Source organism: Microbacterium sp. (genome assembly GCF_043427715.1).
Lineage (GTDB): Bacteria > Actinomycetota > Actinomycetes > Actinomycetales > Microbacteriaceae > Microbacterium.
Genome location: NZ_JBHWTD010000028.1, coordinates 1 through 8,793, shown reverse-complemented (window position 1 = coordinate 8,793; position 8,793 = coordinate 1). Strand labels below are relative to the sequence as shown.

At 68.4% G+C, this 8,793-nt stretch carries 9 protein-coding genes; 6 read left to right on the top strand and 3 right to left on the bottom strand.

The window, feature by feature from the left end; genetic code table 11:
• Together ACHFGS_RS02915 and ACHFGS_RS02910 are read left to right on the top strand one after the other, a co-directional pair.
• Positions 1-864 (top strand): elongation factor Tu (locus ACHFGS_RS02915; protein WP_394289120.1); only part of this gene is annotated, 864 nt, incomplete at its 5' end.
• Positions 865-1,027: 163 nt separating this feature from the next.
• Positions 1,028-1,243, top strand: coding sequence for a hypothetical protein (locus tag ACHFGS_RS02910; protein ID WP_394289119.1), 216 nt, complete (start codon positions 1,028-1,030; stop codon positions 1,241-1,243).
• Positions 1,244-1,703: 460 nt separating this feature from the next.
• Here the strand turns inward: ACHFGS_RS02910 and ACHFGS_RS02905 are convergent, their stop codons facing one another.
• The gene (locus tag ACHFGS_RS02905; RefSeq protein ID WP_394278589.1) at positions 1,704-2,405 is read right to left on the bottom strand and encodes a hypothetical protein; all 702 of its coding nucleotides are present in this window, start codon (positions 2,403-2,405) and stop codon (positions 1,704-1,706) included.
• Here ACHFGS_RS02905 and ACHFGS_RS02900 point away from each other — a divergent pair.
• From ACHFGS_RS02900 to ACHFGS_RS02890, 3 genes are all read left to right on the top strand, one after another.
• Positions 2,371-3,780, top strand: coding sequence for a hypothetical protein (locus ACHFGS_RS02900; RefSeq protein ID WP_394278588.1), 1,410 nt, complete (start codon positions 2,371-2,373; stop codon positions 3,778-3,780). The genes ACHFGS_RS02905 and ACHFGS_RS02900 overlap by 35 nt on opposite strands.
• A gap of 81 nt (positions 3,781-3,861) precedes the next feature.
• Positions 3,862-4,974 (top strand): glycosyltransferase, encoded by a 1,113-nt coding sequence (locus tag ACHFGS_RS02895; protein ID WP_394278587.1) that lies wholly within the window; start codon positions 3,862-3,864, stop codon positions 4,972-4,974.
• Between the two features lie 233 nt (positions 4,975-5,207).
• Positions 5,208-5,939, top strand: a complete 732-nt coding sequence (locus ACHFGS_RS02890) for a glycosyltransferase (protein WP_394278586.1) — start codon at positions 5,208-5,210, stop codon at positions 5,937-5,939.
• A 2-nt stretch (positions 5,940-5,941) separates the two neighbouring features.
• On the opposite strand, the gene ACHFGS_RS02885 is transcribed toward ACHFGS_RS02890, so the two are convergent.
• Both ACHFGS_RS02885 and ACHFGS_RS02880 read right to left on the bottom strand, forming a co-directional pair.
• Positions 5,942-7,006: a glycosyltransferase gene (locus ACHFGS_RS02885; protein WP_394278585.1), complete on the bottom strand. Its 1,065-nt coding sequence runs from the start codon at positions 7,004-7,006 to the stop codon at positions 5,942-5,944.
• Complete coding sequence (locus tag ACHFGS_RS02880; RefSeq protein WP_394289118.1) at positions 7,003-7,671, bottom strand: hypothetical protein; 669 nt, start codon at positions 7,669-7,671, stop codon at positions 7,003-7,005. The genes ACHFGS_RS02885 and ACHFGS_RS02880 overlap by 4 nt, the downstream gene beginning before the upstream one ends.
• Positions 7,672-7,874: 203 nt before the next feature.
• Here ACHFGS_RS02880 and ACHFGS_RS02875 point away from each other — a divergent pair.
• Positions 7,875-8,793 (top strand): glycosyltransferase family 4 protein (locus ACHFGS_RS02875; protein WP_394289117.1); only part of this gene is annotated, 919 nt, incomplete at its 3' end.

Sequence of the window (8,793 nt, the reverse complement as noted above, 5' to 3'; positions counted from 1 at the left end):
GCCACTGACGGCCCGATGGCTCAGACCCGTGAGCACGTTCTGCTCGCAAAGCAGGTTGGTGTTCCCTACCTGCTCGCAGCGCTGAACAAGTCGGACGCTGTTGACGACGAAGAGAACCTGGAGCTCGTTGAGCTCGAGGTCCGCGAGCTGCTCTCGTCGCAGGACTTCGACGGCGACAACGCCCCCGTCGTTCGCGTCTCGGGCCTCAAGGCTCTCGAGGGCGACGAGAAGTGGGTCCAGTCGATCCTCGACCTCATGGACGCCGCGGACGAGAACATCCCCGACCCGGTGCGTGACAAGGACAAGCCGTTCCTCATGCCCATCGAGGACGTCTTCACCATCACCGGTCGTGGAACGGTCGTCACCGGCCGCGCCGAGCGTGGCACCCTCGCCATCAACTCCGAGGTCGAGATCGTCGGCATCCGCCCGACGCAGAAGACCACGGTCACGGGTATCGAGATGTTCCACAAGCAGCTCGACGAGGCCTGGGCCGGCGAGAACTGTGGTCTGCTCCTCCGTGGCCTCAAGCGCGACGACGTCGAGCGTGGCCAGGTTGTCGTGAAGCCGGGTTCGGTTACGCCGCACACCAACTTCGAGGGCACTGCCTACATCCTCTCGAAGGAGGAGGGTGGCCGTCACAACCCCTTCTACACGAACTACCGCCCGCAGTTCTACTTCCGCACCACCGACGTCACCGGCGTCATCTCGCTGCCCGAGGGCACCGAGATGGTCATGCCCGGTGACACCACCGACATGACGGTCGAGCTGATTCAGCCGATCGCCATGGAAGAGGGCCTCGGCTTCGCGATCCGTGAGGGTGGCCGCACCGTCGGCGCCGGCACGGTGACGAAGATCCTGAAGTAATCCTTCGGATTCATCGACAGGGGTCGGGCCTTCGGGTCCGGCCCCTGTCGCCGTGTATGGGGGTTTGTCGTCGTCGTGCGCAAGAGGGTGTGACCGCGGGGGAGCGGCTCTAGACTGACCTGGCCGGGCGAGCGTCCGGCCATTCCGACGGAAGAAGGAACCCATGGGTATCGACGACGTGGTCAACAAGGGCAAGGATTTCCTCGAGCAGCACAAGGACCAGATCCAGGACACGCTGAAGTCCGAGCAGGCTGAGGGCGTCAGCGACAGCGTCCTTGACGCGGCTGCCGAGTTCGTGAAGAAGGTCGCTCCCGACTCGATCGACGCGAAGGTCGACGAGTTCCGCGACGCCGCCGACAAGCACATCGGAAACGAGTGATCCCGTCGCACACGGAGGGGGGTGGATGCCGCGGCATCCACCCCCCCCGGCGGCCGGCCGGATCAGCATCCTCGCTGCAGGAGTCCCCGAGGCGGCCCGTGAGGTGTGGACCGAGGGTTTCGAAATCGGCCTGAACACCACCGCGCCGAGCGGGATCACCACCTATGCCTCCGGTCGATACACACCCACTCGGTCCTGACCGCGCATCGCGGACTGGCATCCGCCGACATCCCTCGATTCCCCTGGTGGGCGGTCATCGCGGGCGGCGCGATCGTCCTCGCGGGGACGTATATCTGGTGGTCGGGGAGGCCGGTGCGGGGCGGGAGAACGACTGACGGCAACCTGGGTTAGTCTGTCCGCGGGTCGTGACGGAGCGGGCCATCCGTGTACGAATCGGTGGGGTGCGATTGTCGGCCCGGCCTGAGCGAAAAGGACCGGCAGCTGCGATGTCGTCATCTCGTCACTTCCGACACCCGTCAAGCCGCGTGATCGCCGCCACGCTCGCCGTCGCTGGTATCGCCACGGCGATGCTCGTCGCTCCTTCGCCGGAGCCTGCTGCGGCGACGACGCCACAGCACAAGGCGGTTGTGGCCAGCGCTACCTCATCCTCCTCGATCACCTTGCCGCGCACCGCGAGAGCCGAAGGTGACATCAGGGGCTGGGTGCTTGCTGATGCCGACTCCGTCGCCGAGGTAGCGCCCGAGGTGGGGCAGGTGGAGTCCGGACATGTCGCATTGGGTATCGACGCCCCGTACATACCGTCGAAGCGCACGGCGGCTTCGGTTGAGGTGCCGGTCGCACCGTCGACGACGTACACCTTCGAGGCGTATGTGCGGGTGATGTCAAAGACCCCGAAGTCTGTTTCAGCGTGGTTCGCGATCGGTTCGACGCCAGTGACGCTTCCGAAGCTCACGGCCCGCTGGACGCGGGTGACCGGGCGCGTCACGACCGATGCGAACACCACGTCAACGACGCTTGCGGTCCGCATCTCGAAGGCAGTAAGGGGGCTTTCGATCGATACGGTGCGGTTGTATCGGGCGGGGAGTGAGAACGCCCAGAACGTCGTCCCCAACGGGTCGTTCGAGCGGGTGACGATGAAGCGCCGCATCGCGAACACCTCTCTTGTGATGACGACGCCGACTGCCGCGATGGCGATCGCCATGCCAGCGGGGCGCATCAGTTATGAGATCTCCCGCAGCGGGAAGCGGTTGAAGTCGGGTGTCATCACTCGCTCAGCGCCGCTCCAGCGACTGACGCTGAGCGGCATCCCGCAGGGGCATTACACCTTCAAGGTGCGCGGGAGTGATCGAAAACTGACCACCACGCAGATCGCGATCGTCGACAGTCCGAACGCGTGGATCACGCAGGACGCGAGGTTCGGTGTCGGGCTGCACGTGGAAGCGGACATCTACGACGACGCCGCGCGGTACGCGCGAGCGCTCGGACTCTCGGAAGTCCGTAACGACATCTTCTGGGAGCGTGTCGAGAAGAAAAAGGGCGTCTACGACTTCAGCGATTACGAAGAGCCCTTCACCGAAGCCCGGCTGCAGGGCCTGAAGATCCTCGGCGTCACCGGTCGAGGGAACGCGCTGTACGGGGCGGCGAACGCGTCAGCTCCCCGATCGTCCGCGGCCGTACGTGCGTATGGGAAGTACAACGCTGCGGTGGCGAAGCGGTTCACGCTGTCGGGGATCGAGGTGTTCAACGAGTTCAACCATCCGCCGAAGAACAAATCCGGGTGTACGAGCGCGTCGTGCTATCTGCCGCTGCTGAAGACCGTCGACTCGGAGGTCTCGAAGGTGAAGCCGTCGCTGCCGATCGTCGCCGGGGCCACAGCTCGATACCCTTCCAGCTGGTTCCGTGAACTGTGGCGAAAGGGCGGTCTTCGTCATGCGAACGCGGTGAGCTTCCACCCGTACGAGATCACCGGCAAACCGCACGAGTTGGGCGGTATCGTCCGCGATGCTCGCCGAGACATGAAGGCCGCAGGCGGTGCGACCCGCCCGGTATGGGTCACCGAACTCGGCACTTCGGCGCGCACCGGAAATCGGACGCAGGCGGAGCAGGCATCGGTCCTCGTCGCGGCAGCGGCATCCGGATTTGCGACTGGTATGCGCAAATTCCTGTGGTACGACCTCATCAACGACACGCCGAACGCCGGTGACCAGGAGGGGAACTTCGGGCTCTACGCGCATCCCGCGAAGAGCGCGGGCGCTGCAGTGGCACCGAAGAAGGCGGCCTTCGCGCAGGCCTTGATGATCACGCAGCTGGGGGGTCGACCGTACCGCGCGACGGAGTACCTCGGCACGGGCGTTGTGACCAAGTCGTTCGGCACATCGAGCAACCTTGTGCGGGTGATGTGGACGCCGTCGGGATCGAAGACCGCGCAGATCAAAACATCGAAGTCGGTTGTCCTTGTCGGGTTCGACGGCTCGAAGCGGACAATGAAGCCCAAGAACGGAGTCGTGCGAATCCCCGTCACGTCCGAGCCGGTCTTCGTTCGAAGTGGCGCGGCGCGGGCCGGCGTCACCCGGTGAGCACATCTGCGGACTCGACCTCGGCCGGTGAAATGCGACAGCCGATAGCGTGGGTGCCGTGACGAGACGCGGCGCGACCTGATGGCAGGGATTCTCGTTCACGAATGGCTGTCGCCTCGCGGTGGCTCTGAGAACGTCTTCGAGGTGCTCGGGTCGATGTTCGCGGATGCCGAGCGTTGGTGCCTCTGGAACGAGAGCCGCGGGCGGTTCGACGGCGTTTCGGAGACGTGGCTCGGGCGATCTCCGCTGCGGGGTCGCAAGGCTGCCGCGCTCCCGCTGATGCCGGCCGCGTGGCGCACGCTCCCGGCCCGCGATGCGGACTGGGTGCTCTGCAGTAGCCATCTCTTCGCACATCACGCACGGTTCGGCGGTGCCGCCGGGCGGGCGCCCAAGCTCGTCTATGCGCATACGCCGGCGCGGTACGTGTGGACGCCCGAGCTCGACGGGCGCGGCAGTGGCCTCGCTGCGCGTGCCGTCTCATCGGTGCTGAAGCCGCTGGACCGAGCGCGTGCCGCCGAGCCCGTGGCGATCGCAGCGAACAGTGGTTTCGTGGCCGACCGGATCGCCCACGTCTGGGGGCGGGAGGCAACGGTCATCCACCCACCCATCGAGGTGTCCCGTTTCGCGGACGCTCCCGATGATCCGACGCCGGATGACGAGTCGGTACTGCGCGGGCTGCCCTCGGAGTTCCTGCTGGGGGTATCGCGCTTCGTGCCGTACAAGCGACTGGACCTGGTGCTGCGAGCGGGTCAGGCCGCGGGACTCCCCGTGGTCCTGGCGGGGGGCGGGCCGGACGAGCAGCGGTTGCGAGCGCTCGCTGCCGAGCAATCGCACCCTGTCGTCTTCGTGCGCGACCCGTCGTCGCGGATTCTGTCGATGCTGTACCGGCGTGCGCTTGCACTCGTCTTTCCTGCAGTGGAGGACTTCGGCATCATGCCCGTCGAGGCGATGGCGGCCGGGACGCCGGTGGTGGGCAACGCGATCGGCGGCGTCGCCGAGAGCGTCGTCGACGGCGTCACGGGCGCGCTGGTGCACGACTGGCAGCCTCGCGAGCTCGCCGCCGCGGTGGAGCGCGCCGTCGGTGCGGATCCCGCAGCGTGCGTCCGTCGAGCGTACGACTTCGATCGTCCGGTGTTCGAGCGTCGTGCCGCCGGCTGGGTCGCGAAGCACACAGGTGCGGCGGTCTCGTCGTGAGCGGGGTACTCGTCGATGAGCGGTACGGCGGCCCGCACGGGATCGGGCGGTATGCGCACGAGGTCCTCTCGCGGCTTGAGGTGCCATGGCGGCCGCTCGGGCTCGACGGCAGCCCCCATGCCCCGGCCGACGCCTTCCGGCGCCTGCCGGAGGCTGCCTCCGATTCGGTTGTGTACTCACCCGGGTATGGCGCGCTCCTCCGAGCTCGGAGACAGATCCTGACCGTTCACGACTTGATTCACCTTCAAACGCCGTGGCCGGCGCGCGCGAAGTTCCTCGCCTACTACGGCGGGCCGGTGCGGCGTGCGGTGCGGCGCGCGGGCGTGGTCCTCACGGTGTCCGAGACGTCCGCGCGCGCGATCCGGTCATGGGTCGGGGATGACAGGATCGAAGTCGTGAACGCGGGCAACGGCTGTTCCGCTGCATTCGTCGCGGCGGGCCCGTCGGCGGTAGCCGATCACCCGTATCTGCTGTTCGTCGGCAATACGCGCAGACACAAGAACCTGGAAGTGGTCTTCCGGGCGATGGCCAGCGCTCGCGGCATCCGTCTGCGTGCCGTCGTGCCCGAGTCAGAGGCCTCCGCGGTCGCTCGGATGGCCGAGGCGTTCGACGTGTCGGGACACGTCGAAGTGTGGTCCGGGGTCGATGACGAGGGCTTGGCTGCGCTGTATCGCGGCGCGGCCGCGACGGTGATGCCGTCGACGCTCGAGGGCTTCGGGCTGCCGGCGCTTGAGTCGATCTCATGCGGGACACCGGTGATCCATTGGCGGGAGTGCGAGGCAGTGGCCGAGATCGTCGAGGGACGCGGCTGGGCGGTGGACGACGCGCACGATCCGCGGGAGTGGAGCTCTATCCTCGGCGAGGCCATCGCTGCGGCAACGAGAGTCGACCCGCCGGTGGGGCGGTACGACTGGGCCCGCACGGCGGCGACGGTGTCCGCGGTCCTCGCGCGGGCGGCTGCCTGAGGTCAGAGACCGCCGATGAAACCAGCCAGCTCGCGCGTCTTCTCGGTCCACCCATGCCGCTCGGCCATACGGCGCCCCGCGTTGTTGGGCGACGCGTGCGTGAGCGCGTCTGTCAACGCTGCGTCCGCGGCGGCATCAGACGAGTAGGTGAAGACGCCGGCCTCCCGATCGTCGCGGATGCCCGGGGTCTCCCGTGCGACGACGGTGAGGCCGGCGGCGAGGTACTCGTGGAGCTTCATCGGGCTGCGTCCGGCGTTCGATGGGTCGTCAGACAGCGGCAGCAGGCCCACCCGCGCCCTGTGGAGCAGGTCGGGCACTTTCGCGTACGGCAGGGCTCCCAGGACGTCCACGTTGTCGGGCAGACGTGCAGGCGTGTGCGCTGACGGTCCGGCGACGACGAAGCGGATGCCGGAGTGCGATCCGGCCCAGGCGATGACGCGAGCCCAGTCGAACCGCGTGTCGAGCGCGCCGACGTAGACGCAGATCGCGGGGCGACCGTCGGCATCCTCGCCACTGCCTGCGAAGTGCGCGAGATCGACCCCGTTCTCGATGACGAGCGACGGGACGTCGAGCGGGCCGAGGTCGTGGAGGACGCGACCTGAGGTGGCGACGACGGCGTCGGCGCGGGCGATGATCCCCGCCTGCAACCGACGCTTCACGCCAGCGGGGTAGAGGTCGGTGGGTCGGTAGACGAGTCGATCGGAGAGATCCCGCACGCTGTCGTCCCACAGGAGCGGCTGGTCGATGAGGACGGCGTCGAATGTCGGTGCGATGCCGGCGCGTTCGAGCTCCCGGTGGACGCGGAACCCGCCGAGTGGGCGGGGAAGGACGGTCCGCGGCACCATGTGCGTGACACCGTCCTCGTCGACTTGCGGGCGACGCGGAGTCGCCCGGACGGCGGCCGATGGCATGCGACGGGTCAGCCGGTGCAGCAGCGAGATCGGAGTGGACAGATGCACCACCTGCGCTCCGAGCCTCGACCACTCCCTCGCGTAGTGGTGGCTGCCGACGCGGAACGGCCCGAAAGTGTGACTGTGCGAGAGGAACAGGACGCGGGGGGCGGTCATGGGCGGGCGCCCCGGATCGCGCTCGCGCGAGCCGCCACGATGCGCGCGCGAACAGTTGCCTCGAGCGTTGCCAGTGTTCGATCAGCCGCGGCGATGCGTTCGCGGAGTTCGCTGGCGCGCGCGAGTTGAGCGGTCATGAAGGCTGCGATGTCTCTACTGTCCGCCGTGTCGAGCGAGAGACGCGAGTAGCCGATCGTGTCGAATGCTTCGGTGATCTTCGCCGTCGGATGCGGGACAAGCTCGACCGGCACCGCACCGCTGAGCGAGGCAAGAATCAGGACGTGGAGACGGTCACTCACGACGATCCGTGCGCGGTCGTATTGGTCACGCAGCGAGTCTTCGTGTGCGAGCGGATCAGTGCCGCCCCATGGCGAGTAGGTGCCGCCGAGCTCCTCCGCCAGCGTGCGCGCACGGTCTTCGTCCTCACGCACCTGAACGACCGTGCGGATCCTGAGCCCGGCCCGTTCCGCCGTGGCGCGGATACCGTCGACCCAGTCCACGCCAGGGTGCGGGCGGGTGCCGCGGAGGCTGATGATGAGTTCATCGCGGGCTGCGTCTGGTTCTCCGGTCCTGATGCCCGCTGCGAAGCCGATGTCGGGAGCGAGATCCCCGCCTCCCGCAATCCGATGACTCACTCGGTCGCGCCACAGCGACAGCGTGGACATGCGTGCTGCGAGCGCGTGCAAGAACATCGATGGCTGGGAGGGAGCTCGGATGCCGCGCGGTGGCCGAACGACGACACCACCCTTGAGGCGGATCGCCAATGTCTCGCCGAGGAAGACCAGCTCGCGGAGTCCGTTTCCTCTGTCGAGTGGAACCTCACCGGCTTCGAACGCCAGAACACCGCCGCGCCCCGGACGCCCCCCCGATGACCCGCCTCTACGTCGACGATCGCTACCGCGGCGCGCACGGCATCGGCCGCTACGCGCGCGAAGTCCTCAGCCGGATGCGCCCCGAGTGGCAGCCGCTCGGCCTCGACGGCAGCCCGCACCGCCCGCTCGACGCGTTCCGGCGGTTGCCCGATCTGGGCCGCGACGCCGTCGTCTACTCGCCGGGATACGGCGCGCTCGTCCGCGCCCCACGGCAGGTGCTGACCATCCACGACCTCATCCAGCTCCGGATGCCGTGGCCCGGCCGCGCGAAGTTCGCCGCCTACTACGCCGGACCCGTCCGGCACGCCGTCCGCAAGGCGGGCGTCGTGCTGACGGTCTCCGAGACGTCGGCGCGCGACATCCGCGCGTGGCTGCGCGACGACACCGTGCGCATCGTGAACGCGGGAAACGGATGCTCGGCCGCATTCCACCCTGACGGCCCCGCCGACCGCGCCGCCGCCCCGTACGTCGTGTTCGTCGGCAACGTCCGCGCGCACAAGAACCTCGACGTGGTGCTGCGCGCGCTGGCGCAGGCTCCCGGCATCCGGCTGCGCGCCGTGATCCCGCAGAGCAAGGAGCCCATCGCCGCCGCGCGCGCCGCGGCGGCCGGCGTCGGCGACCGCGTGGAGTGGATCCACGGCATCGACGACGACCGGCTCGCGGCGCTCTACCGCGGAGCGGCGTCGACGGTCATGCCCTCGACCGACGAGGGCTTCGGCCTGCCGGCGCTCGAGTCGATCGCGTGCGGCGTGCCGGTGCTCTACTGGAGCGGATGCCGCGCCGTGGCCGAGGTCGTCGGCGAGCGCGGCTGGGTGCTGGACTCGTCGCAGGATGCCGCGGAGTGGGCCGCTGCGCTCACCGCGGCCGCCGCGTCGCCCCGGCGCGTCGCGCCGCCCGTCGGCGCCCACGAACTTA

Bases quoted from the DNA above. Each gene is read 5' to 3' on its own strand.
- ACHFGS_RS02910 (WP_394289119.1), top strand. From the start codon at position 1,028: ATGGGTATCGACGACGTGGTCAACAAGGGCAAGGATTTCCTCGAGCAG.
- ACHFGS_RS02900 (WP_394278588.1), top strand. From the start codon at position 2,371: ATGACGACGCCGACTGCCGCGATGGCGATCGCCATGCCAGCGGGGCGC.
- ACHFGS_RS02905 (WP_394278589.1), bottom strand. From the start codon at position 2,405: ATGGCGATCGCCATCGCGGCAGTCGGCGTCGTCATCACAAGAGAGGTG.
- ACHFGS_RS02895 (WP_394278587.1), top strand. From the start codon at position 3,862: ATGGCAGGGATTCTCGTTCACGAATGGCTGTCGCCTCGCGGTGGCTCT.
- ACHFGS_RS02885 (WP_394278585.1), bottom strand. From the start codon at position 7,006: ATGACCGCCCCCCGCGTCCTGTTCCTCTCGCACAGTCACACTTTCGGG.
- ACHFGS_RS02880 (WP_394289118.1), bottom strand. From the start codon at position 7,671: ATGTCCACGCTGTCGCTGTGGCGCGACCGAGTGAGTCATCGGATTGCG.